We start from the raw sequence: 22,880 nt of genomic DNA, 5'->3' as shown, positions 1-22,880 counted from the left end.
GCCCTGAAGCACACCTTTCCCGATCACTTCGCCCTCCTGGTGGTGACCCGTCATGCCCGCGCTCCCCCGCCCTGCCGTCGGCCCCGGCTCCCGCTACACCGCCCGCGCCTCCACCACCCGCCCACGCCCCGCACGGCACACGGACGTCGCCGCGCTCTCCCGCATCCTCACAGCCCGGGACCTGTGGCTGGCCCAGATGCTCCACGAACACAGCGTCCTGACCACCCACCAGATCGCCAACCTCGCCTACACCTCGCTCCGCACCGCCCAGCGCCGCCTGCGCACCCTGCACCAGCACGCCGTCCTCGACTCGTTCCGCCCCCTGACCCAGACCGGCTCCGCCCCCGAGCACTACACCCTCGGCCCCGCCGGCGCCGCCGTCCTCGCCGCCCACACCGGCTGCGACCTCGCCGACCTCGGCTGGCGCCCCAGCCACACCGGCCGCATCGCCTACTCCCCCTCCCTCGGACACGACCTCGGCGTCAACGAACTCCTCACCCACCTCGCCGCCCACGGCCGCGCCACCCCCGAAACCGGCCTGCCCCTCTGGCTGTCCGAACGATCCTGCACCCGCCGCTGGGGCGACATCGTCCGCCCCGACGCCTACGCCCACTGGCACGACGGCGACCAACTCCTTCCGTTCTTCCTCGAATACGACACCGGCAGCCAGCCGCTGCCCCGCGTCGAGGCCAAACTCACCGGCTACGCCACCTTCGCCAACGCCACAAGCACCCGGCCGGCCCTGCTCATCCACACCCGCACCGCTTCGCGCGACCAGGCAATCCGCCGTCGTCTCATCACCCCCGCGCGGGAACTGGGCCTATACATCGCCACCTCGTCCGCGGACTTCACTACATCCACCCCATGGGGCCCCTGGTGGAGCCCCCTCGGCCCCGGGGACACCCGCCGCACCACCCTCACCAGCCTCGCCGCCCGCTGGTCCCGGCTCGGTCCGGCTTCCGATCTGGAGCCGACCGACGCCGACACCGCCCTCACCCTCCCCGTCCCCCCGCTCCCACCCACGCTCGAGGCGGCAGCATGAGCTCCCTGTTCGCCAAGGCCACCGGAGGCATCGGCTGCGCAGTCCTCGCCCTGCCGATGCTGGCCGCCCTCACCATCGCCGCGCTGCCGGGCGGACCGTTCTCAGGCGGCAGCGCAGCCGCCTTGCCGAGCAAGCAGGCACTGGCGGACATCCCTGCCGACATACTCGCCCTCTACCAACGAGCTGCCCCCGAATGCCCGGGCCTGCCCTGGACGATCCTGGCCGCGATCGGCAAGGTCGAGACCGACCACGCACGCAACCCCACCATGACGTCCCCGGCGGGAGCAGTGGGGCCGATGCAGTTCCTCCCGTCCACTTTCACGTCGTACGCCTATCCCGTACCGCCTGGCGGGAAGAACCCGCCCACGCCGTGGGACCCCGTCGACGCCGCCTACGCCGCAGCCCGACTGCTCTGCGCCAACGGCGCGAAGAACGGCACAAACCTACGCCGCGCTATCTGGCACTACAACCACGACGACGCCTACGTTGACCAGGTCCTCAAGATCGCCAACAGCTACGCAGCAGCAGCTCCCGCCCCAACACAGGTCGCATCCACGGCCGCTGCTTTCGCCCGCGCTCAGCTAGGCACACCGTACGTGTGGGGCGGCGACGGCCCGGCCGAGGGCGGATTCGACTGCTCCGGCCTGACCCAGGCCGCCTATCACGCCGCAGGAATCAGCATCCCCCGCGTCGCCCAGGACCAGTACAACGCAGGCCCCCACCTCCCCAACGGCACCCAACTGATGCCAGGCGACCTACTGTTCTTCGGCACGAGCCCCCGCGCCATCACCCACGTCTCGCTCTACATCAGCCAGGGCCAGACCATCGACGCCCCACACCCGGGAGCCGTCGTACGCCAAGGCCCCAGCCGCACCGACTCCCCGTCCTTCCAAGGCGCGACCAGGCCCTCGCTACGAGGAGCCAGCGCCCGGTGAAACAGATCCCGGCCCGCGAAGCCATCGCCCTGCTGCGGACGATGACCTGGGTGCTGTGCGCGGTCGGAGTCCTCGCCCTGGTCTTCACCACGGTCAACGTCACGCGGTTCGCCACCAGCCGGGACGTCCCCCTGCCCATCGCCATCCTCCTCGACCCCATGATCGGCACCGCACTCGCCGGCGTCCTGTACGTCGACGCACACCTGGCCTCCTGGGGCATCAGCCCACCGGCCTGGTCCACCACACTGCGCTGGAGCGCCGGCTGCACCGCCGCCCTCATGAACTCCTGGCAGAGCCTGTGGCCCGACGGCCAGATCGGCTGGCCCCACCACGCCGACCCAGCAGCCGTCCTCCTCCACCTCACCCCGGCCCTGCTCCTGATCGCCCTCACCGAAACGATCGCCGCCTACCGCCGAACCATCACCGACCTCCTGGACCGGATCGCAGCGGCAGATCTTCCCCCGCCGACCGCCCCGCTCCCAACTGGCCGAACCGGCCCCGAACCCGCCTCGATCAGCACCCCCACCAGCACCGCCATCGGTCACAACCACACCCACACGGGCGACGACACGCCCCACCACACCCCGCCGGCGCCCGGTCCGCCACCGGCCGACGACACGGCGTCAGACGCCGACGTGTGGCAACGCGCCATCGCCCTCCATGAGGCCGTCCTCGCCACCACCGGAAACCCGGTCAGCGTCTGGCGCCTACGCACCGATCTACGCATCGGCCCACGGCGCGCCCGCCGAATCCGCGAACAGCTCCTGGCCCGGGACGGCAACCCATCGCATTGACCAACTGAACCGCCAACCGGATCCGATCGCTCCCGGGACCGATCAGATCCGGTCCACAGAACGCTCGGGCCCCGCTCACCGATCAGCCCGCCGCTGCCACACCGAATGCATCGAACGGTCGTACCACCGCTCTGAGCTGGCCCGATCGGAAAACGATCGGCCCGCTTGACTTCCCGGCGGAGCGGAGCGTCCATGGACGTGGCCGACGCAACCGGCGGACCCACGGACGATCCGTGAACCCGCCCACGCCACAGCCATGTTCACCCGGGAAACCCGCGATGCGCACGCGCCCGGCGAACACCCGCGGCACCGCATCTGCACGGTCCGCACCCCCGGCCGGGGACCTCTCCCACGCGACATCCGACGGAAACGAGGTTCCCCCATGTCCGACACCACCCGCACCCTGCACGCCGTGCCCGACCCCGAACCGCTCGCCGGCCTGACCGGCGCACCCGCCGCCATCTACGCCGAACTGGTCAAACTCACCGACGACGACACGGCCACGGCCGCCGAACTCGCCCTCGCCGCAGGCCTGGGCCGCTCCACCACCGGCAAGGCCCTGGTCACCCTGGAGGAACACGGCCTGGCCACCCGCACTCCCGGCGGCCACGACGGCCCTCGCCGCACCCCCGACCGCTGGCGCACCGCACCCACCGGGCAGAACACCGCCACGGCCACCGAAACCGGCCAGGAAGCCGTGACCGCCGAGCCGACCGACTCCACCTCCAACACCCCGGAGCCGAGCGCCGACAACAAGCAAAGCGACAACGCCTCCGCCGACGAGGCCACGCCGGACACCGACAACGTGACGGCAGCCGACGTAACGCCGGACACTCCGGCATCGGATTTGGATGCCGAGCGGAGCCATGACGGCGCCAGCGGAGACGAGGGCTCGCATCCCGCCCAGGACAACCACAGCGCGGACACCGAGGAGGCCCCCGTCGCCCCGGAGACCGACCCCGACCAGCCGCCGGTAACGCAGGCGGAAACGAACGCTCTGCCGGATGAGAAGAAGCGGCTCGCCCCCGGAGCACTACGACAGATGGTCATCGACCACCTGTCGGCGCACCCCGGCGAGGCATTCACCGCCACGGGCATCAGCCGGGTCATCGAGAAGTCTTCAGGCGCCATCGCCAACGCCCTGGACAAGCTGGTCAAGCAGAACATCGCGGAACAGGTGAGCAACCGACCGCGCGCCTACCGACTGGCAACACCGCAGGCCAACGTGTAGTCCACCGGCGGAAAGCTAACCGGGCTGGTTCCCACGGGGGTTGGGAACCAGCCCGGTTGCCGTGCAAGCCTCCCATACAAGCGGACCCGCGGCGCGGACGGGCGGGGGATTCGGTGGCGGAGTGGCTGAGCGCGTTCGTAGCTGTGGTGTCGGCGGGCATCGCCGTATACGCGGCGTACTGGACCCGCCAAATCCGCACGCGACACCTTCGCACGCACGGCGTACGAGCTGGCGCGCATCTTGCACGCGGATCTCACGACCGGTGCGACCGCCCGGGCGCGGTGGCCTTTCTCGGCCACCCGTTCACCTGACATCTGCACCGCCGCCCGGAGCACTGGTCACCGCTCCGGGCGGCGCTCAAGAAATCCGTCCGGATGCCGGAACTCCGCGATCACGACTCCCTGAGCAGCTTCGGCGACCCCGCCGAAGACGTCACCGGAGCAGATGAGCACACTGCTGTGCTGCGCGCCTTCACCGGGAGCGAGATGTCCCCTCCCACCGCAGGTTGAGCGTTCTCACCGGACTTTGCCCGCCACGCTTGCGAGACGGCCCCATCGCCCGCGCCTGGAGCATGCGTGCCGCCTCGATCGGTCTGCCCGCTCTCGGCACATGGCTGAACCGATCGCGTGACCCGCCGAGGCACCACTCTGGTGTGGACGGGAGGCGGGCTCCTCGACTGTCTTGAGAAGCCCGCCGGTACACGAGGACCCGGGTTCTAACGCGCCGGTCAGACCTGCAGGATCAGCGCTTCCACCTGTTCGAGCGTCGTCACGCTGGCCTGGGCCGCGGCCCGGACTTTCGTCAGTTTCTCCATCCACTCGATCCGCTGCTCGGCCGGGAGCGCGTCTTCTCCGAGCTGGACTCGCAGGCGGTGCGCCTCCTCGAAATCCGTCATCAGGGTGTAGGCGGAGTCCACGGCCTGCTGGTAGCCGCCCTCGACGAGTTCCACGCGGGCGGGCAGCTCCCGGCGCAGCGTGACCAGTTGGTCGTGCGGGTCGGCAGGTGGAGCGCCGTACACGGTGGTGGCAGTGGGATTCGTGCTGGTTCCGGCCGTGGGGGAAGTAGTGGTGCTTCCGGGGCTGCCCGGGGCCGGGCGACCGAGTTCCACGGGGAAGGTCTCGTCGAACCATGCCTTGTCGGCGACGTAGTGGGTGGGCCGACCCTCGGTGTCAGGTGCGATCACCATCCCCGCGGTGATCGGCGTCCGGCCCTCGACCCAGTGCTGCTCGCCGTAACAGATCAGAGGCTTACCGTCTTCCGCCTCGGGCGGCTGTGTTGCGTCCGGGTGCTCCAGCACGGCCTTCGCGAACGCGAGGAGAAGAGCCCGGCTGACGCTCGGCACGCTGGTTGCCGTGTACGCCAGAGTGAGGGCGGCGAGGGCGCTCTTGGGGGTGCGCCGCACACCCTTGCGGCCGTCGCCCGCCTCGCTGCCCTGACCAGCGGTGATGAACGGCTGCGGAGCGTGGATCAGCGCCGGTGCCATGCGCTGGGCGAGGGCGGCCCAGGCGGTCGCGTCGCCGGCCTCTGCCCCAAGGAGGAGCACCTTGAGTGACCGCGGGTCCTGCCCCGCGCCCTTCGCGGTCTCGGGGACGCCGAAGAAGCCGAGGGCGGAGAGGATGTTGCCCCGGTGCAGGAACAGTTGGGCGATGGCGGCGGACCACAGGCGGGTGCGTGCCTCTGCTGTCTTCGCCCTGGTCTGGCTCCACGCCGGCTCCTGCAGCGTTCCCCTGACGATCGGCCAGAAGCGCCCTGTGTCGCGGACGGTGCGTGAGTTCGTCTGCTTCGGGGCCTCGGGCGGGATCTCGGGGAACACGAGCGCTGTGATGGCGCGCACCGCGATGTCGCGGAGTACGGCCGGGGAGACGTCGTCGCCCGCGGGCACGAGCGGCGTCAACGGGTCGAGCGGTCCGTTAGCGGTCAGCGCGTCGCGCACCCCGACCAGGTCGAGGAGGTCCGTACCGCGCGCGTCGGGGAATGCCTCGGCGAGCGCGTCCGCGAGGAGCAATTCCCTGGCGTATGCGTCCACGAGCGTCGCGAACAGGGCGATCAGGCGTGCATCCTCGTCGTAGGGCTGGATGCCGCGCAGGTGGTCGTTGACGTTCAGCGTCCGCAGGACGTGTTCGAGCGCCGCCGGCTTGGTGCAGCCGATCACAATCTCCGCGGAGACCGTGGCGATCTTTCCGGCCCGGACCGACGGGTCGGTCGCCTCCGTCTCCGGCTTGGCGGCGGCCTCGTTGAGCCGGTCGGAGAGCCTGTTCAGGATCTCCCGCTGGCTCAGCAGCAGCAGCTCGGGATCGACCTTCTTGCCCTTCGGCATGGGCAGGAGGGACTGGGGCATCCCCGTGACCAGGTGTTCCGGACGCACACGGAAGATGTTGAGACGGGCCAGTGCACGGTTGTTCCCGGTCACGGCGGCCAGCCGCCACAGCTTCGACACCGTGCCGTCGGGGCGGGTGATCTGCCACTGCTGCAGGACGTTCATGCCCTTGGAGAGCTGGCCCGCGTCCACGAGGGACTCGGCCAGGTCGTAGCCGCGGGTCTTCCCGGCGCGCTCCAGGTTCTCGGCGGCGTACCGCTGCATGTGGACGGCCACGTCGTACGGCTGCTCGGCGAGAGTGAGCGCCGCCTTCGGCTCCCCGTCCTCCTCCGCTGCCCGAACCACAGGACGCGGCCGTCGGCCACCGAGGGCGGTGAGGAGGGCTTGGCGCTCGCCTTCGAGTTCCACCACGCGGCGGTCAGCGTCCTCGTGTTTCTGCGTGGCTGCCGCCAGGGCCTGCGCGGCGTAGGGGTCGTCACCGGCCGCGCGACGGCAGCTTTCCCGCTCCTTCTCAGCGGTCTTCGCGGTCTTCCTGGCTTCGTGCAGCGCCAGCTCGGCGGCGATGAGGTCTTTGACGCGCTGGCTGGCCTTAGCAACGGGCGGCGACCAGCAGTTGACGGTGCGGTCGTTGAGGTCCCATGGGACCACCGCAGCACCATGGACGTCACACATCAGCAGGAGTACCTGCTCGTCGCCGGCCTGCACGAGACGGTAGGCCGAGGGCTTGAGCACCTTCTGGCTGCTCCGGCTGGCGATCAAGCCCTTGATCTCGGTGTCCGGGAGGGCGGTGGCCAGCCCCTCGGTGATCGCCGGCCGGGGAGGGGGTACGACCCCGAGTTCCGCGCAGGTGTTCTCGATGGCGTCCGCGAGATACCGGCCGTAGGTATCGGTGCCGATGCGCGGGAAAATGCCGTCAGGTCGTTTCGCGACCATGGTGTTGTCCTTCCACCCGGCGTGCCGGGCGAACACAGAAACTCCCGACTCTCGGGAGCGTGTCACGCGCCCGAGCGCCAAAGCCTCGTGCCGACGAGGAACGGGCCAACACCCTGCAGAAGGGAGTACGGCGGTCCTCGCCTCGTACGGCCCACCTGCCAACGCCCGAAGAACGATCAGCCCCAACAACGCCTCGGTGGCGTCTGGACATCTCGCAGCTTGCTCCTGCTCCGCCGACGGCGGCATGAGGCGGACGCCGGTGATGAGCCACCGACGTGCACCACGGAATCTGCCACCCACTCCCGCGCAATGCCGAACCAGGACTGCGGAGTTCGTTAGATCAGGTGAACTGGCAACCAATCGTGCCGACCGCAGGTCGACTTGAGGTAGTGCACGATGGCAACGGAGCGGTGGCCGCCAGCAAGCCGGGCTATGCGATCTGACCTGCGGGCCGTCGATGGTGAGCAACTCCGACCTGCGCGGAACTCCTGGCCCAGTAGGCCTGCAAGGTGGTCAGAGTTCGGTGAGAACGCTCAACCATCAGTGAAACGGGACACGAGGCATCACAAGGGACCGACGCGCATAACCGGCGGTCCGTGACCTGGCACGGAACACCAGGCCGCGGGACCGGTCATCCCCCGGTGGCCGTCAGCGACTCCTTGCCCCATGCCACCAGGGACGAGTGCACGTACCCGACGACGCCGGTGCGCTTCATCGTGACCTTCACCCATGCACCCTCGCCCTCCGCCCAGCCGTGCGCGGTGCAGGTGTCTCCCCTGTACGCAGTGCCGAGCGCCTTGGCGGACTTGCGTGGCTTGACGCGCACTGTCGCCGAAGTCCCGGTGATGCGGCAGAAGTCCTGCTTGAGGACCACCGATACGACCGAGACGTCCACTGGCTCGGCGGCCAGTACAGGAGCTGACATCGCGAGTAGCGGGACGACGAGCATGCTCGTCGTGAGCAGCGAGACGTGACAACTGGGCAACGGGCGCTCCTCATCTACGGGTTCAGCGGCGTCGACCTGAAGACTGCTGCTCCTGCCACACACCCATCGCCCACTTTGACCCATTTAGCCGCATACTCCGCCAATTCAGGTGAAGCGGCACCTCTTCGTGAACGCGCCAGTCGTTGTCGGAGGCACCCGGCGACGCCTTCGGGTCCCCACCCGCCGGTTCCAGACCACGATGCCCAGAGGCGCCTTGCGCCGAGATTGCCCAAAGGAGTAGGAGATGCCCCCGTCTCTCGTCCGCATTCATCTGCGTCCCGCCGTTGGCGGCCTCCTGGGCATGGTTGCCCTCTGCGGGGGTATCGCACCAGCTACCCCATCCTGGGCCCAGCCCCAGAGCCGGGCCGAACCGACGCACTGCAAGATCAAGGTCACGGGAAAGACCGTCGCCGTACGCAGGCCGGAGGGTAACGCTCCGGTCGCCAAGCCCAACTCCCCTGTGGTCCGCTACGTCCACCGCGGCGACGTAATCCGGAACAACTTCTGCCTCATCGCCATCGGCCGCACCAATAGCGGGCCCGCCTACCACAAGTGCAATAAAGACGGTTACAACTGGTACGTCGTCGTCGGCGGACAGATCCCGGTGACCTGTGCGGAACGCACTTACTGACTTCGGCGTATTAGGGTCCGTCCGGTCTATCGTGAGCGAGCCCCGCCCCGGCGAGGAATCCGCCGAGAATGCCATGCCGGTACTGCAGCGCCTTCAGCCGTCTGCGGAGCAGAGTCTTCAACTCGTTCAGGGTGCGGGCAGCCAGGTTGGCCAGGCTCTGCTTGATGTGCGCCCACAGGCCCTCCACCGGGTTGAGGTCGGGCGCATACCCGGGCATCAGGACCACTGTCAGCCAGTCCCGCTCGGCAACGAGTGCCTTCATCGTCCTGGAGGTGTGCGCGCTTAGCCGGTCCCACACCACGCTCAGCGGGGCCTTGAGCAGTTGGTGGGCGCCATCCAGCAGGCGGACGTAGTCCGTCTCGCCCAGTGAGCGACGCTCGCCCTTGCGGCCGGTATGCCGACGCAGCCGATAACACAAACGGGCGGGCAGGGCCGGCCGAAAGCACAGCAGCCCGGCCACCGAGAGCCGTCCCCGACTGCGGCCGGAGACCTTCACTCTCGGGGTGATGCCGTGTCGGCCCCAGGTGCGGCCCTTGGGCGGACGGCCGGTCACGCCCGCTTCGTCCTCGAAGCAGATGAACGCGCCGGTCGCCGCCCGGAGGGTTTTATCCTCCCGCCAGGTCGCCTCCCGCCAGGCGGGCATGTGCACGCTTTAGCCCATCCGGTGCAACAGCCGGGCAACCCTGGAGACGCTGTAGGAGGTATTTGGTTGGGACACATCCCTCGGCGAGTGAATACGCAGAGTGATGAACGAGAAGAGGAAGCTTCCTTGCCACCTATGTGGGTTTCAGACCAACCGACAAATGGAGTGCGGCGTCACCTGGCGGCGGCGGACGACGGAGGATGGCTATTCGCCCGTCCACCGGTTGCGGTCATGCCCTAATCGGCGACGGGAGGATTTCACTTACGAGGTGCCTTGCCGGTTGGTTCTGATGGAGGTGTGAGAACTCCCGTATTCCCAGCTCAGCGGGCCTCTTTGCGCCAACCCCGTCCCGCCTCGGTCATCGATCGGTGGATCCAGACTCCGCGATGTTGGTGCTATTTGGATACTTTGTAGTATTCGGGTGAGGCAAGATCTAGTTTGAACACCATGCCGTACTGCTTGCGGATGGTGGCCACCGTCTTGGCGTCCGGCTCCCGCACACATCGGGTCAGCGGTAGATCGTCGGTCGGGCACTTGTCGGGCTCCTTGACCATCAGGTCCGGCCGGCGTTCACGTACGGGGTCCCAGGACAGAGTGTGATCGGGGAGGGACAGCTCGGGGACTTCGCCATGCCCGCCGTGGCCGCGGTAGTAGTCGACGAACTGCCCGTAGGTGTCGTGGGTGAACGGGATGCCGGACCCGGTCCCGTCACCGGCGGTGAGTATGCCGTCGAGGACGGGGACGATTCGTTTCCGGTCGGCTCCGTAGTACGCGGTGACCCACATCGAACAGCGGATCTTGTACTGGTCGTCGCCGTTGGAGTCGAACCACTGTTTCCCTTTTCCTCCCAGGCACGTATCGCGTACGACGACCATGGCGAGGGTGAGGGGGGTGTGGTCGTCGTACGCACGGACCACGTCTCGCAGGCGACTCTCCGTCTTCTGCCGAGCCTGTACTGCCTCGGTGCTGCCCGCGAGTTTGCGGACTTCTTTCGGGCTCGCGGCGCGGCCCTGGGACGAGCAGGCGGAGAGGGCTAAGACGACGGCGGTGGCGACCGCGCCCCACACGGTCTTGTGAGCTCTTGTCATGCTCTCCCCTTTTTTGTATCCGTGGCTACGCTGAGCGCTCGCTGCAACTGTCCGGCAGGACGGACGGGCCGTGCATGAGTATCCGTACCTACATACGACCGTTCCGGGGCAGCCGTGCTTACGGCGGCCCCGGAACGAATGACCGACCGGACTACAGGCCCATGCCTGCCATGGTGCGCTCAAGCGAGTCGGCGTACAGGCGTGCTCCACCGACCTTGGGGTGGAACGACTGGGCGGACAATCCGTACTTGTTCAGGAGTGACCAGTCCAGGGCTGGGTTGTCTGAGGTGGTGAGGGTCTTGACGATGCCATGGACCTGTTCGGGGTTTCCGCACACCCCCTTGCCATCGAAGTCGTTCGCCGGGTTCGAGGGCCATGCCAGAACGCCCTGTTTCTTCACGTCATCGACGGCGCCCTGCATTGCCGCAGCCAGGGTGCCAGCGGTGTCGTTGAGCCAGTTCGCGGAGTCCGCTGAGAGTCCGAGCTGGGCGGTGCCGATGCCGACCCTCAAGCAGGACCCGCTGTCGGAGATGAGAGGCGGGTAGCCCATGAGGACGATCTTCGCGGACGGCGCCTTGCTATGGATTGTCATCAATGTCTTGACGATGTCCGGGCGGACGAGTTCGTTGATGATGCCTGGGACAGCCGTCTTCAGGGTCTGACCGACGAACTTCTGATCTCGCCCGCTGACATTGCCGTCCGTGTCGCTGCTGTCGAATGTCTTGTCGCCGCAATTGCCCGCCCCGAAGGACAGCAGGCATTTCTGGATGATGTCGCCGAACCGGGCGTCGTTACCGCCGATGGAGATCGTGACCAGGGTCGTGTTCGTGTCCAGATAGCCTTGGTCGATCTGCGGTACCTCCCCGCCGTTGTTCTGTGGCACGCCTAGTACGTTGTAGGTGCGGGCTCCGGAGCAGGCGATGAGGTGATAATCCATCCGCGCGCTCCACGAGTCGTCCAGATCCGCCGTGGGCAGGGCCTCTCCGGGGATCTTCGCCTGCCGCGACCAAGCCTGACGAGAACGGTGACAGGCGTCCCGAACATCTTTGTTGCGGTAATTGGTCTCCGGGTAGTAGTCCTGGTTCCCCTCCGAAGCTCCCTCGCCGGACGAGTACGAGTCGCCCATGGCGACAACCATGTGGTTCGGCTTGCCGGGCAAGGGTTGGAAGGCGACGGCGTCCCAGGCGACGTCCTCGTCTGCAGTGCCGTCGTCGGTGGCGTTGGTGAGGGTGACGCTGGGGGTGCCGGTGAAGTGGAAGGCGCCGAGGCTGACCCAGCGGCTCGCGCGTTGCTCCACGATCCTGTGTGGTGAGGTGCTGTCGGAACCGCCGATCACATAGGCGGCCTGCCGTGACTGCGCCCCGGTGTCCGGCAGGTGCACCAGGACACGGGCCCACGACACGCTCTGGTCGAGTGTCCAGGTGCCTTTGACGGTCATCAAACCGCTGTCGCCGCCGAGATGGGCGGTATCGCGGGTGTGGGCGAACCAGAAGTGACCGTTGTAGCCACCGCCGACCTGGTGCAGATCGGCCTTCGCGTCGTACTGGCCGAGTCCTGGGCCGGTCGCATTGGGGTCGGCGTAGAACGTGAACTGGAAGCTGCCCGCGTCGATGCCGGTCGTTCCGCAGTCGCTGTAGGTGTTGGTGTTGTCGGGCATGGAGTTGACGATCAGTGCGGGCGACGGCAGCCCGGCGGTTGAGCAGACGGGGGCCCCGGTCTGGAGGCGGTATCCGCGTCCCGGCTCCGCGCGCAGGGTGGCGTACTTGATGCTCTCGTTGCCGCAGGCGTTTGCGGGGGCAGCGCAGTTCTTCCAAGTCGCGTTGGTCTCGTGCCACCAGTACTGGGCGTAGCAGGCCGCGTCAGGGCAGTGCGGCGGGTTGGCCGCGTTGCAGCTGTTGTGGGAGTTGCAGAAGGTGTCGAGTGGCGGTTTGAGTTCGCTACGCGCCTGATCGCTGGTCCACCAGGCGGGTTGAAAGCCGACCGTCGCGTAACCGGACTCGCCGGGCCAGTCCTGCCGCCCGGAGGTTGCGTAGGAGTACCCGGTGTCGATGGACCACGCGGCCCACCCCAGGACTTTCTCTTCATACGGCCAGTCCTGCGGGTGCGCCGGGTCCTTCGCCCAGCCGTCCGGATCGATCTTGCTGTCCAGGAACGGCTTGCGGTCCGGTTTGAAGGCCGGATTGGCGGGGTTGTTGTACCAGCCCAGGCCCCAGTTGCCGTTCGTGCCGGCGTCGGAACGGTCGTTCATGCCCGAGTTGTAGTTCCAGAGGGCGGCGAACCAGTTTTCCGGCTTGGCGGCGTCGTCGTTGTTGAGGGTGAGGGTCTGTCCCGGCTCGTGGATCTCGTTCCACTTGTCGGCGAGGATGTACATGGAGGCGGCGATGTTCACGGTGTAGTCGAGGGCGACCGCGCGCTGTGTGGCGGGAGCTAGCGCCGTCTCGTTTTTCTTCTCGTGTCCGGCCATGCGCATGCCGTCGGTGACCTGGCCCACACCGTAACCGCAGTCCGACTGGTCCCAGTGGATCGTCCAGTGCGAGTCGGGATCGCCATCGACCTGCTTGTGCCCGTAGAAGCCGTCGTAGGAGGCGAGCGGGTTGCCCATCTGACCGGGGATCGATCCGGGCTCGGCCTGCCACAGGTTGGACTCCTGCGCCATCACACCCAGGAGCACGTTGGCGGGGATACGAGCACCACCGCTGAGCGACGGACGGGGGAACAGCCCTTGCGGGTCGACAGTGCCCAATCCGCTCTCGTTGCGCCATCCGCCCTGAGTGACCCACTGAGCGTGCAGTTCGCCCCGCACGGCCATGTCGACGGCCCACTCGACCTGGTTCGGGGTCGGCTGCAGGGCGAGGCTGTTGACGTCGTTACGGGGCACGGAGCACCAACGGTCGGGATCCGTGGGGTCATGCGAGACGGCACCGGTGCGGGGGGCCGCCACCGGTGTCCGAGTGCCGGTCAGTGCGGGAGAGAACGTGCCGTTGCCGCTCTCGGCCGTGGTGTCCGCAACCGTCTGCGTGATCTTTTTCCCGGTGGCGGTAGCCGTCGAGGTGACCGTCGTCGGCTGATCCGACTCGATGGTGTCCGGCGTCGGCGTCGCGCGCTTCTGAGCCGCCGAGGCGGCTTCGTTCTTGTCGAAGTTCCTGCCCGCGTCCTTGACGCGGGCAAGGCCGCGACGGATGCCGGGGGTGACGACCTGCCCGATGGCGAGACGGCCGAGGGTGGAGATGTCCGCGTCCGCCGGCGCGTTGACGCGGGTGATCCCTGTGCTTGTGGCGTTCGGAGTGCCGGTGGGGTGGCCGGTGAGGAACACCCGTCCCTTGTCGCCCGGGTGGAGGCCGAGGTCGCCGAGCCTGCCCGTGGCGATCAGGGAGGGTTCTTTGCGGCCCCGCCAGATCTCTGCACGCGCCGTGCTGTCGCCCTTGCGGTCGACGAATGCGACCTGTCCGGACGCCATGGGGCTTATCTCGAACGGGACGCTGTCCGTCGCGGCCAGGGTCTTCAGCCTGCCGGAGTGGTCGATACGGACCAGGCTGCGGCCGTGGGCGGCCACGGTGCCGCCTCTGACCGGTACCGCGCTGGTCACCTCGCCGGCCAGCGCGGTGTCGGCGGCCGGTCGGCCGGCCGTGTCCACGGTCACCAGCCGGGTTTGCATTTTGGCCGGGTCGTTCATGTCGCGGAAGGCGGTGAACGCCGCCTGATGCGTGGCGGTGTTGCAGGACGGATCGAAGTACGCGAGCGTGGCCGTGAACGGCAGCTTCGTCACCTGGCCGGTGGTGAGATCAACGACGGCGGCGAAAGCACCGCCCTGCATCAGGTCCGGCTTGTTCGTGAAGGTGCGGGGCGCGTAGACGGCGGCAGCGTGGTTCCGGTCCATGACGCACGTGTTGCCGATCCACGAGTCCGCGGACATGCCCGGTTCGGCGAGGACGGCTGCGGTCTTCCATGTGTACGCCTTGGCCGCATCAGCGACAAGAATCTTGAAGCCGCTGCTGTCGGCAGCACCGGTGACGGCCCGGTCCCCGGAGGTCTTCCAGCCCTTGCCGAGGGTGCTGCCCGGATTCGCGACGCGCACCGGCGGCATAGGGGGCGTTGCGACGGTCGTCGTGGGTAACGGTCTGGGTTTGGCCTCGGCGGCGAGCGCTGGTGCCCCGCCCTGTACGAGGCCGGTGATGATCGCTATGGCCGCCAGGCCCGCGACCACCGTGCGGCTCTGGCGGGCTGGTCTGGGTACGTTCAACACACTCGTCCCCTCCCTGGGGCAGTTTAGTAATGGGCATGACAAACCGCCGCGCCCCTCCTTCGGCTACAGGGGAGACGGAAGCGAGGGGGCGGCGGTCGATAGGGGAAAGGGCCGGTTACGACCCGTCAAGAACCTTCTGGACGTCGCGGACGCTGACCCCCGCGAACGCGTCTTGTTTGTCCCACGGCACGGCGGCGGTCCCGGTGTAGGCGTCACCAGGCAGGACGTGCTGCCGGACGGTCTTGTCCGGTCCGCCGAAGTCGAACGAGATCACGTATGTGGCGGGGGCGGGCCCGGTGTTGTGGACGACGTATTCGACGACTGCCATGAGCTGCCCGTGGCGGGTCTCGGTGTCGTACTGGGTGACCTCCACCTCCGCCTTCTGGGAGACAGATGTCGGGTCGGTGTTGATCTGGGTCCTGGCATACCAGGCGGTTCCGCCGACGACGATGGCCGCGGCCAGCAGCCAGCCGAGAGCTGTTCTTTTGCTCGGTATCACGGTGTGTCCGACGGGGCGTCAGCGGGTGGCCGCGGCGGCGAGGACGGCATGAGCCTTCTGGACCAGCCTCTGGTTGTGGGCCCTCTCCGCCTGCAGCTCCTTAAGGTGGGAGGTGATCTGCTCCTTCTGGTAGGTGGATTCGGCCTGGTACCAGGCCGGCACGAGGTCCGCGGCCTGCTTGCAGTCCACGTCGACGGTGGCCATGGCCACTTCATCCTTGGCCGGCTTCAGACCGTGCAGCTTCGGTGTGGCGAACCGGCCCTCGGCGTCGTCGATGCTCTTGACCTGATAGCCGTGGTTTTTCATGCACGAGGACCACGACGTGAGCGCGGCTTTGACGGCGGGCCGGGTGCTGGTCGCCTCGTAGGACTGCGACGCCAGATCCCCGGACAGGTCGGTCTCGAACAGGACGCCGACCTTGTTGTTCGCCTCCGGGATGCAGGTGTCGTTCATCGCCGTGTCCCACCCCGAAACGGAAGACTCCGCATCCTCCTTGGCCAACTCGGCGTCCTCGGCCTGGGTATCGTCCTCGGCGTCCTGCGGCGCGGCGAAGCCGAGCCTGGCGGCCTCGGTGCGGTCGCTGATGCCGTAGCGGCGCTTCATGTTCATCGCGTCGTACGCGCTTGCGGGATTCAGACCGGACGGCTCGGGAGTGAAGCTGAGGCCGAGGTGCTGCATGCACTGCTGCTTGACCAGATCCCTGGCGTTCTCCACGTCCACGACGTCGGAGGAGGCCATCATGTAATCCTGGAGCGGGAGCCGCATCCCCTTCGCCAGACCCCGATCCACCTGGGCCTTCGGCCACGTGGCGCGGACCTTCGCATCCGGCAGCACCATCGCCTGCGCCACCAGTTGCCGGCTCTTGCCTCCGGCCGAGTCGTCGTGTGAGGTGCTGCACGCGGAGGTGAACACGGCGGCGGTGGCGACAGCGGCGAGGGCGGCGGCCCTCATTCGTGTGGTCGGCACGATACTCAACTCCTTTTGTGCGAGCTATTGCTGTTCTGCAGGCCAGACCCGAGATTGCGGGCGTAGCCGTCCGCCTTCGGGTAGTACTTGCTCGTGCCGCTGTAACCAGTCTTGGCGTACACCGTGTACGCGGCGTAGGGGTCCTGGTTCCACGCCGAGGCCGCGTTGTGGTAGACGGCCTGCCCCGCTCCTCTGTCGTCGCAGGGATGCGGCATGCCGTGGTACGCGTCCGAGGGGAAGGCGCCGAACTCGAACCGGACTACGGACGCCCCATTGGGCGAGTAACTGTCCTCGTTCGACCGGGAATGCCGGGTCGCAAGGCAGCCACTGAGGGACTGCAGAGTGGTTTCCGACCGCGAGTTGAAGTTGATGCGGAAGCAGTGGGTCGGGTTGCTGGTGTCACTGGCGGTGCAGTCGTTGTGGACGTATGACGTGGCGGCTGACGCGGGCAGCGCCGTACAGACCACTACTGCGGTAGAGGCGACGGCAGCAGCGAAAGCGGCGGCTGATGTGGACCGGCGCAAGGATTCCCCCTCCGTGAACGAACGCAGCCAGGAAGGGGCGTGACCGTGCAGACGCTCCCCCCGGCGCGTTGGGCCAGCCGCGACGCGGAATGGTTGGTCTGATCCAATCGCGCACGGCCAGGCCACTTTAGCCATGGTCTGAACCAGTGAGGCAAGAGGTGACAGCGAGGATGGCGTGAAGCCGTCGTGTCACCAGGGTCCGGGGAGCAGCTGCGACCGATCGCGAGATCTGTGGCTTTTCTGTGAAGCAGGTTGGGAGCGGGGGGCTGTCGGTTGATCAGACTGACTCAATCTCGTCCCAGGCCTCGTCGCCATGGGCCTTCGCCGGGAGATGGCCGACTCGGTCCGGGTTCGTGCCCCTGAGCCGGCGCGCGATGTCCGGAGGGGCCGGAGGCCCCTGCTGCTCACGGTTCGTATATGAACCGCCGGGGATGACGGAAAGGACCCACGGGACTCGAGCGCGCGGGCCAGGCGGAGGGCGAGGTTGCGGCCTTGGTCAGGGCCGTCGTCAAAACCTCGGCAGATCGCCGGTGATTCGGTACCGAGGGTTTCGTGGCAGACCACGTGCCCCTCAGTCTGCCGCGCCCGGGTGACCATAGCCGAGACGCGTCCGGGCTGAAGGTCCATGAGGTTGCCCGGGTGGAAGATACAGGTGTCACAGCGGCGGGCGCACACCCGGACGATACCGGTGAGCGGGTCGGTGACCTCGTCGTACGGCTCGCTGCCTTCGGGCTCGACGCCGTCATCATCGAAGGGGCACCGCATCGACGACTCGGCGTCGCCGCGCGGGACGTGCCGGTTCATCATCGTCCTCCGCAGCCCGATAACCGCAGCCGCCGCAGAAACCCGCCGCTGTTGCACGGGCATCGGCAGGCACCCCTCATGGGGCCCCGCGGGGCCGTCTGTCGTCCCGGGGCCGGGGCGAGCTTGGCGGCCGGCAGGATGCTGTGCGGGTCGGGTGCCGTGTACCGGATGGCCACGGTGAGCAGGCCAGCGCGGGCCGTACGCGGGAGCTGGTCGAGGGTCTGCAGGTAGTACGCCGCATTAGGGTCGCCCGCCGTGACGGGGATCTTGCAACGGGCGAGCAGTTGTGCGGCGGTCTCTGCCACGGCCCGGGTGAGGGCGTGCGGGTCCAGGTGTTCGCCGTCTTCGGCCTGCACATGGTCTGCCGCGCGGGCCAGCAGGTCGGCCAGCGGCGAGTCTTCCTCGTTCTCGGAGGCGATAACGAGTGAGTGGGCGCGCAGGAGGATCTGGTGCACCAGCGTGGGGTGCTGCGGCATGTCGGTACCGGGCATGGGTGGAGTCCTTCCGGAGCAGGCGCGCCGGGGGTCTTGGTCCGCGGGCGGGTGCGGGGCCCCGCATGGTCAACGGCGCCTGGTCACAGCCCGGTACGGCGTACTGCTGCCTTCAGCAGGAGGAGGCGCTCAGGCAGGGGGCGTCGGTCCAGATCCCTCATCCGGGAGCGGAGGTCTTCGTCGAAGGGACTGGTCACACGCTGGGGCGTGGCTAGGTTCAGCAGGCAGGCGGCGGCCTCATCGACCGTGCCGCCCAGCGAGAGTGTCCGACCGCCAAGGCAGTCCTGGTCGTAGAGCTCGACGACGAGCTGGGCCAGCAGGTCGTCCAGGGGCGGGACGGATTGGTCGGGGTGGTCGAACAGGCGGTTGTGGGTCTCGGTAAGCAGGCGGTGGGCAGCGATGCTGTGGTGGGCGTTCACGACCGGTTCTCCTTTGTGTGGATGTGACGCGTGGGCGGGATGGGGGGCCCGCGTGCGGGCCCCCCCATGGGGTCAGCTGCGGTTGGTGACGCCTGCGGTGTGCCGCATGACGGTCTGGTAGCTCTCCACGACCAGGGCGAGCTGGTTCATCTGTTGGGCGAAGCGCGCGGCGTGCAGGTCGGTGGTGTGGCCCGTGTTCTGCAGCAGGCCGGTTACCGACACGAAGGCGGGATCGAGGCGGAGGTTGAAGAGTTCACCGAGGCGGTCGCGGGCGTGGGCGGCGTGGCGGCGCAGTTTGCCGTGGAGCCGGTCGGCTTCGGCGGCGGTGTTGAGGACCAGGTAGCCCAGTTCGCCGAGTGCGGTGCCGCGTTCGTGCCGTTGGTGGACGAGGTGCTGGTATCCGTCTTCTCCGAGGGCCGTGCGTAGAGCCTCGTGTCCGGGGGCTCGGCGAGGAGTGGGGGCTGAACCGGATTGGGCAGCGGGGGTGGTGCTTCGGATACGGCTGGCGTGTTCGGTCATGGTGGTGGGTGTCCTTCCTGCCTGTGCCGTGGGTTGGGGGGTCAGAAGATTTCGCCGTAGCAGCAGGTGCTGGTGTGGCCTTCGTCGCTGGCGAAGGTGTCCGGCAGGGTGCTCGGGTGCGCGAGGTCTTCGGGGGCGAGCGGCGGGCGGGCGAGGTGGGTGCCGAGGTCGGCGAGGTGTCGGATGGCGGCGAGGGGGACCTGGCCGAAGCACTCGGGGCAGGGGCCGAGGAGTTCGAATGGTTCGTCTTCGTAGATCGGAAAGCGAGCGAGGAAGACGTACTTCTCGGGGGTGTCGGGGCAGGTGGCGGTGGCCAGGACCGGCTCGCCCGGGGTGGTGCGGCGTCGCAGCGGGTCCGGGGCGGTTGTGATCTGCTCCAGGCCGAGGCCGAGGGCGGCGGCCAGTCGTACGGCGGTGCGGGCGTGTTCCTCGCCCCGGTAGGGGCCGCGTGGGTTGGCGGCGGTGTGGTGGCGGATGTAGTCGGCGGCGGCGTGGGCGCGTTCGGCGAGTGAGGTCATGGGGGCTGAACTCCTTCGTTGGGCTGGTTGGTTGGTGCCTGGTGGGCAGGTGCCGCCCCGGGCGGGGCCGGGGCGGCACCGGGTGTGTCAGGGGGTGGTGGCGGCGAGGGCGGCGATGGCGGCCTTGCCGATCGCGGTGGCGGCCTGGGCGGGGTCGGTGAGTTGCAGGAGGGCGGTGCCGGGGAGGGGGCGGGGGTCGGGGTCGAAGGCGAGCCAGAGCACCGCGCATCCGGTTGCGCGCAGGGCGGTGATGCGTGCGGCGGCGCGGGCGGCTTCGCCGGAGCTGTAGTAGCCGTCGGAGGCGATGACCAGGAGGCGGCCTGCGCCGGGGTGGGTGAGGCCGGTTCCGGCTTCCAGGGCGTCGAGGGCGTCGGCGAGGCTGTGGCCCATGCCGCTGGCGTCGAACTCGGTGACGCGGGCGGGTGAACGGCCCGGTGCGGTGATCGCGGTGATCGAGCGGTCGTAGGCAACGGTCGCGCTGCGCGAGTCGGGGTCGGTGAGGGCGGTGGCCTTGGCCACGATCCAGGCGGCCGAGGCGATCGGTCCGGCGGCGAGGCTCATGGAGCCGGAGACGTCGACCGCGATGCCTACCCGCAGGGGCGGCATCGGGCCTGCCCGGTGCACCCTGTGCACCCAGGGGGTTGCCGTCGGAATCGCGCCTGCGGCCTTCTGGGCGTCGCGGGCGAGAGCCTGGCGCATGTTGAGGCGTCCGGGCGGGGCTGCCGAGGCGGTGACCGTGGTGGTGCGTTCGCGGTAGGCGGCGGCCCGTAGTGCGCGGGCGAGTTGCCCGGCGGCCGTCTTCTCGGCCCGGGTGGGCGGGCGGGTTCCGGTCACCGGGGAACGGCCCTTGCCCTTGCTCTTGGTGGTGGCCTTGCCGGGGGCGTGGGGGGTGTAGGGGCGTCCGCCGGGGGCGAAGACCTTCTCGGCCGTCTGTGCGGCCTGCCGTGCGTGGGCGGCCTGCGCGGCCTTCGCCCGTGCCCGGCCCGTCTGGGCTGCTGTGACGCGTGCCTGGGCTGCGGCCCGTGCGGCCTCGTTCGCGGCTACCGCGCCGAGGACCTTGCCGATGGCCTCGGCCAGTTCGCCCTGGTGTCCTGCGGTGGGGTCGGGGGCCGGTTCCGGCCCGGAGGGGTCGGCGCCGAGTGCCTGGCACCAGGCCCGGGCGTGTTCCAGCATGGCCTGCTCGTCCTCGTCGGCGGTGGCGTGGGCGGCGGTCCAGATCGCGGTGAGGGTGTCGAGGAGGTCGGGGCCGAGGATGGCGGTGACGGTGTCCTTCAGTGCGTCGGTCTCGTCCTCGTCGAGGATTCCGGCGTCCCTGCGGGCGAGGATCAGCCCGGCCGCCGCTGCGGCCTGCCACCGGTCGGCGGGGGTCTGGCTGGTGAAGTCCTCCATGACCAGGGTGTGTACGGCGGCCCGCAGGTACCTCCGGTCACCGGGGCGGCGGCCGAGGTGGGCGTGCTCGGCGCGCGACTCCTCCAGCAGCTGGCCTGCCGTGTCCAGGGCCGTGCCGCGCAACGGGGGCGGTGTCGACCAGCGGCTGTGGGCGGCGTGCGCGGCCTCGTGGGTGAGGGCGCCCCAGGCGACCGGGTAGTTCTCCTCGTCGCCTACCCGGGTGGGGTCGATGGTGGCGGGGGCCAGCGGGGCGAAGAGGGCGGCGTCGATCTCCAGTTGGGCCGTGACGGGGAAGAAGGCGGCGGGGGCGCCGGAGCGGGTGCCGTGTTCGCAGGTGACAATCACGTCCTCGCGTCCGGCGAGTTCCGGGAGGCGTTCGGTCAGGGCGGCGGCGATGCGCAGCCACTGTCCGGCCTGCGGACCGGGCCTGGATTCGAAGGCGGGGCCGCCGTCGTCCTCCCAGCGGGCCAGGGCCTGTTCGGTCTCGGACAGGGCGGGCGGGGTGTGCTGGACGTGGGTCTGGGTGTGCGTAGGCATGGCGGATACGGGTCCCTTCCGGGTGGGGGTGGGGGTGGGTTGGGGTGGCGGCCCGGGCCCGGCGTTCGGCTGGGCCCGGGCGGGGCGGTCAGAGTTGGCGGCCCAGGGTCAGGGCGGTGACGGGGCGGCCGGTGGCCTTGGTGACGATCTCGGCGACCGTGTCCCGGTCCTCCAGGGGCGCGATGCCGACCAGGTTGGCGAAGGCCGCCTCGGCGCCGAGGACATCGGCGATCTTCTGGAAGGCGATCAACTCACGTAGCTGGGGCGCCCATCCGAGGTCGCCCGCCTGCTGGAGGGTGGCGAGGTTGCGGGCGATGCGTACCGCCGTGCGGTTGATCTTGAGGGAGGCGGCCAGGTCGTAGTCGGAGCCGACCTGGATCTGCATGCTGAACCGGGAGGCGAGGGCTTCGGTGAGTACCGCCCCGTGCACGCCCGGGTTGTGTCCGGCGATCACGTAGAAGCCGTCGGCTGCGGTGATCGTCTCGCCCTTGTGCGCCTTGACCTGGATCTGCCTGCGTCCGTCCATCGCCGGGTACAGGGCGGCCAGCACCTTCGGGGAGATCAGCGTGGCGTCGTCCAGGAGGAGGGCCCGGCCCTCCTGCATGGCGGTCACCAACGGCCCGTAGATGAACTCGTATCCGCCGTTCGCGTCCTGGGTGTACTCGCCGATCAGGTCACCGACCGTGGTGTCCCCGTCCCCGGCCACCGTGATCAGGTCCGGGAAGGCCGCCTCGATCAGGGAGGTCTTCCCCGTGCCCGGCGGCCCGTACAGGAGCACCGCCACCTGCGCCTTCCGCAGCTTCCGTAGTGCCTCCACATCGGGCAGCTGGGCCAGCGCCCGGGGGTGGTACGTCTGCCCGTTCGGGCGGATGATCGGTACGGGCCGCCCGTTCGACGGCGGGGGCGCAGGGGTCTGGCGGGGTACCTGGGGCGTGCTGGCCGGGGCGGGCGGAGGGGGCGGTACGGTGTGCTGGGCTGCGGCGGCCGTCGCCGAAGTCGCCTGGTAGGTACGGGGTTTGGAACCGGACCTCTCCGCCTCGCCCCGGCTCACGAGCGTCTCGCAGGCGTTGCCGACCGCCCCGCCCGAGTGCCCCAGCCTTCGCGCCAGTTCCGTGACCGTGAAGACCCGCCCCGGGCTCGCCGCCAGCAGCTGGGCGATCCTTGCGCGCAACTCGCCCGGGCGTGCTTTGCCGCCCGGACCGGGTGCAGGCCCTGCAGGCGTCGTGGGGGTGCTCGGCGGGGGTGCGGAGGCGGATTGCTGCCCGGCGGGGGGCGAAGGCGGGGAGGCGGGCGTAGGCGTGGCGGTGCTCGTCATTGAGGAATTCCTTTCACCGGGTAATCTGGTCGAGAGGGTCGCTTTATCTGAATTCGA

At 69.0% G+C, this 22,880-nt stretch carries 20 protein-coding genes; 6 read left to right on the top strand and 14 right to left on the bottom strand.

All coding sequences use genetic code 11. The annotated features are described in order from the left end of the window. The first annotated feature begins 52 nt into the window (after positions 1 to 52). From AB0G52_RS08520 to AB0G52_RS08505, 4 genes are all read left to right on the top strand, one after another. On the top strand, positions 53 to 1,042 hold the full coding sequence (locus AB0G52_RS08520) for a replication-relaxation family protein (protein WP_361334984.1): 990 nt from the start codon (positions 53 to 55) through the stop codon (positions 1,040 to 1,042). Continuing rightward, complete coding sequence (locus tag AB0G52_RS08515) at positions 1,039 to 1,977, top strand: bifunctional lytic transglycosylase/C40 family peptidase (RefSeq protein ID WP_361334981.1); 939 nt, start codon at positions 1,039 to 1,041, stop codon at positions 1,975 to 1,977. The genes AB0G52_RS08520 and AB0G52_RS08515 overlap by 4 nt, the downstream gene beginning before the upstream one ends. Then, complete coding sequence (locus tag AB0G52_RS08510; protein WP_361334978.1) at positions 1,974 to 2,771, top strand: extensin; 798 nt, start codon at positions 1,974 to 1,976, stop codon at positions 2,769 to 2,771. The genes AB0G52_RS08515 and AB0G52_RS08510 overlap by 4 nt, the downstream gene beginning before the upstream one ends. A 382-nt stretch (positions 2,772 to 3,153) precedes the next feature. After that, positions 3,154 to 4,002, top strand: coding sequence for a helix-turn-helix domain-containing protein (locus tag AB0G52_RS08505; RefSeq protein ID WP_361334975.1), 849 nt, complete (start codon positions 3,154 to 3,156; stop codon positions 4,000 to 4,002). Positions 4,003 to 4,729: 727 nt separating this feature from the next. On the opposite strand, the gene AB0G52_RS08500 is transcribed toward AB0G52_RS08505, so the two are convergent. Beyond that, positions 4,730 to 7,252, bottom strand: coding sequence for a hypothetical protein (locus AB0G52_RS08500; protein ID WP_361334972.1), 2,523 nt, complete (start codon positions 7,250 to 7,252; stop codon positions 4,730 to 4,732). 631 nt (positions 7,253 to 7,883) lie between these two features. After that, positions 7,884 to 8,237 (bottom strand): SH3 domain-containing protein, encoded by a 354-nt coding sequence (locus AB0G52_RS08495; protein ID WP_361334969.1) that lies wholly within the window; start codon positions 8,235 to 8,237, stop codon positions 7,884 to 7,886. Positions 8,238 to 8,481: 244 nt separating this feature from the next. Between AB0G52_RS08495 and AB0G52_RS08490 the strand changes: the two genes are divergently transcribed. Then, complete coding sequence (locus AB0G52_RS08490; protein WP_361334966.1) at positions 8,482 to 8,868, top strand: hypothetical protein; 387 nt, start codon at positions 8,482 to 8,484, stop codon at positions 8,866 to 8,868. 10 nt (positions 8,869 to 8,878) lie between these two features. On the opposite strand, the gene AB0G52_RS08485 is transcribed toward AB0G52_RS08490, so the two are convergent. The 6 genes from AB0G52_RS08485 to AB0G52_RS08460 all read right to left on the bottom strand — a co-directional run bounded on the left by AB0G52_RS08485 (position 8,879) and on the right by AB0G52_RS08460 (position 16,522). Further along, positions 8,879 to 9,511, bottom strand: a complete 633-nt coding sequence (locus tag AB0G52_RS08485; protein WP_361334963.1) for a transposase — start codon at positions 9,509 to 9,511, stop codon at positions 8,879 to 8,881. A gap of 395 nt (positions 9,512 to 9,906) precedes the next feature. Continuing rightward, positions 9,907 to 10,599, bottom strand: coding sequence for a hypothetical protein (locus AB0G52_RS08480; RefSeq protein ID WP_361334960.1), 693 nt, complete (start codon positions 10,597 to 10,599; stop codon positions 9,907 to 9,909). A gap of 151 nt (positions 10,600 to 10,750) precedes the next feature. Continuing rightward, positions 10,751 to 14,842, bottom strand: coding sequence for an SGNH/GDSL hydrolase family protein (locus AB0G52_RS08475; protein WP_361334958.1), 4,092 nt, complete (start codon positions 14,840 to 14,842; stop codon positions 10,751 to 10,753). A 115-nt stretch (positions 14,843 to 14,957) separates the two neighbouring features. Beyond that, the gene (locus AB0G52_RS08470) at positions 14,958 to 15,341 is read right to left on the bottom strand and encodes a hypothetical protein (RefSeq protein ID WP_361334955.1); all 384 of its coding nucleotides are present in this window, start codon (positions 15,339 to 15,341) and stop codon (positions 14,958 to 14,960) included. 18 nt (positions 15,342 to 15,359) lie between these two features. Further along, positions 15,360 to 16,316 carry a hypothetical protein gene (locus tag AB0G52_RS08465; protein WP_361334952.1) on the bottom strand — a complete coding sequence of 319 codons (957 nt, stop codon included), beginning with the start codon at positions 16,314 to 16,316 and terminating at the stop codon, positions 15,360 to 15,362. Beyond that, the gene (locus AB0G52_RS08460; RefSeq protein ID WP_361334949.1) at positions 16,313 to 16,522 is read right to left on the bottom strand and encodes a hypothetical protein; all 210 of its coding nucleotides are present in this window, start codon (positions 16,520 to 16,522) and stop codon (positions 16,313 to 16,315) included. Before AB0G52_RS08460 ends, AB0G52_RS08465 begins: the two co-directional genes overlap by 4 nt. 127 nt (positions 16,523 to 16,649) lie before the next feature. Between AB0G52_RS08460 and AB0G52_RS08455 the strand changes: the two genes are divergently transcribed. Continuing rightward, positions 16,650 to 16,874, top strand: coding sequence for a hypothetical protein (locus tag AB0G52_RS08455; protein ID WP_361334946.1), 225 nt, complete (start codon positions 16,650 to 16,652; stop codon positions 16,872 to 16,874). Positions 16,875 to 17,634: 760 nt separating this feature from the next. On the opposite strand, the gene AB0G52_RS08450 is transcribed toward AB0G52_RS08455, so the two are convergent. From AB0G52_RS08450 to AB0G52_RS08425, 6 genes are all read right to left on the bottom strand, one after another. Next, positions 17,635 to 18,126 carry a hypothetical protein gene (locus AB0G52_RS08450; RefSeq protein ID WP_361334943.1) on the bottom strand — a complete coding sequence of 164 codons (492 nt, stop codon included), beginning with the start codon at positions 18,124 to 18,126 and terminating at the stop codon, positions 17,635 to 17,637. Positions 18,127 to 18,209: 83 nt separating this feature from the next. Next, a complete protein-coding gene (locus AB0G52_RS08445; RefSeq protein ID WP_361334940.1) occupies positions 18,210 to 18,545 on the bottom strand; it encodes a hypothetical protein in 336 nt (111 codons plus the stop codon). Between the two features lie 72 nt (positions 18,546 to 18,617). Beyond that, the gene (locus AB0G52_RS08440) at positions 18,618 to 19,064 is read right to left on the bottom strand and encodes a hypothetical protein (RefSeq protein ID WP_361334937.1); all 447 of its coding nucleotides are present in this window, start codon (positions 19,062 to 19,064) and stop codon (positions 18,618 to 18,620) included. A 41-nt stretch (positions 19,065 to 19,105) separates the two neighbouring features. Next, complete coding sequence (locus AB0G52_RS08435) at positions 19,106 to 19,582, bottom strand: hypothetical protein (RefSeq protein ID WP_361334934.1); 477 nt, start codon at positions 19,580 to 19,582, stop codon at positions 19,106 to 19,108. 87 nt (positions 19,583 to 19,669) lie between these two features. Further along, complete coding sequence (locus AB0G52_RS08430) at positions 19,670 to 21,508, bottom strand: hypothetical protein (protein WP_361334932.1); 1,839 nt, start codon at positions 21,506 to 21,508, stop codon at positions 19,670 to 19,672. A gap of 88 nt (positions 21,509 to 21,596) precedes the next feature. Beyond that, a complete protein-coding gene (locus AB0G52_RS08425) occupies positions 21,597 to 22,667 on the bottom strand; it encodes an AAA family ATPase (RefSeq protein WP_361335144.1) in 1,071 nt (356 codons plus the stop codon). Between the last annotated feature and the right edge of the window lie 213 nt (positions 22,668 to 22,880).

It is taken from the genome of Streptomyces sp. NPDC021562 (assembly GCF_040640875.1).
Lineage (GTDB): Bacteria > Actinomycetota > Actinomycetes > Streptomycetales > Streptomycetaceae > Streptomyces.
This window is presented reverse-complemented; position numbering and strand designations above follow the sequence as displayed.